The organism is Arthrobacter sp. TS-15 (assembly GCF_006964045.1).
Taxonomy (GTDB): domain Bacteria; phylum Actinomycetota; class Actinomycetes; order Actinomycetales; family Micrococcaceae; genus Arthrobacter.
The window spans coordinates 1-1,295 of the sequence record NZ_SDXQ01000131.1 but is presented as its reverse complement, the minus strand read 5'-3'; the positions used below and the strand labels follow the sequence as shown (position 1 = coordinate 1,295).

Below are 1,295 nucleotides of genomic sequence, written 5' to 3'. Positions count from 1 at the left end.
TAGTCTCGTGGGCTCGGACGTGGGCTTGGGCGTGGTCCAGGTGAAGTCGGGCCGGCGGCGCTCCAGGAAGGCGGCGACCCCCTCCGCGGTGTCGCCGCCGTCGCGCGCCTGCAGCGCCCAGTAGTCGTCCCGGTCCGTACGCCCGTCGGCGAACTCCTTCGCCGCGGCCTGTGTCAGCTGTGAACGTGAGACGAGGATCCGGCTGAACTCCGCGACCCGCTTGTCGAGTTCGCCGCCCGGCAGCACCTCGTCCACCAGACCGGTGCGCAGCGCACGCTCGGCGTCGATCAACTCACCCGAGAACAGCAGGTACTTGGCGGTGGCGGGCCCCACGAGGGACACCAACCGCCGGGTGGAGGAGGCCGCGTAGACGATCCCCAGCTTCGCCGGAGTGATCCCGAACGACGCCTCCTCGTCCGCGAACCGCAGATCGCACGCAGCCGCGAGCTGACACCCACCGCCCACGCAGTAGCCACGTACGGCCGCGAGCGTCGGCTTGGCGAACGCGGCGAGCGCCTCCTCGGCCCGTACGGCCAGCCCCTGCGCCTCGCCCGACGAACCCCGCAGCGAGGAGATGTCGGCCCCGGCACAGAACGTCCCGCCCTCACCGGTCAGCACGAGCACGCGTACGGCGGGGTCGGCGGCCAGGGTGTCGAGCAGCGGCGGCAGCGCCCGCCACATGTCCGCCGTCATGGCGTTGCGCTTCGCCGGGTGGTGGATGACGACGGTGGCGACCCCGTCGGCGACGCTGTGCAGCAGCTGCGGCTCCATACGCGGGATGCTATCCGCCCTCGTCGAACGCACGATCAAGCGGACCTCGGGCTCGTGACGACCGGTACGGCGGGCGGCGCGTCGCGATGTGGTCCCGGAGCTAACCCGTACAACCCGAAGAGTTCCGGATTCGGCACAAGACGGACAGGACCGGTCCCACAGGTGACGGTGTCACGCATCGGTGATCAGAAATCGCCGATACTCGCTGACTTCTGTTCAGTTATCCGGTACGGACCAGCGCGTTACCAACACTCGACGTGTGGTGACAATCGAGCGCAAGGGCGGCGACCGGACGATGGACGACCAGGGGCGGGGGTCCGGCCCACGCCCTGAAGGCGGCGGGGAGTTGCCTCCCGACGTCAGACCGCCGGGCCCGCTGCCGTACGAGGGGGTCTGGCGCTTCACCGCTCCGGCCGTCGACGCCTCGGTACCGCAGGCGCGGCACGCCGTCCGTGACCTGCTGGCCCGCCAGGGCGTACCCGTCTCGGACGAGCTGATCCAGGGGCTCCTGCTGATCGTCTCGG

Annotated in this window: 2 protein-coding genes; one reads left to right on the top strand and one right to left on the bottom strand. The window is 70.6% G+C overall.

Translation table 11 applies throughout. The annotated features are described in order from the left end of the window. Positions 1–771, bottom strand: a 771-nt coding sequence (locus tag EU811_RS23295; RefSeq protein ID WP_142940597.1) for an enoyl-CoA hydratase/isomerase family protein, incomplete at its 3' end; no start/stop codon positions are given. Positions 772–952: 181 nt separating this feature from the next. Between EU811_RS23295 and EU811_RS23290 the strand changes: the two genes are divergently transcribed. Then, positions 953–1,295: hypothetical protein (locus EU811_RS23290; RefSeq protein ID WP_202979362.1), on the top strand; the 343-nt coding region annotated here is incomplete at its 3' end.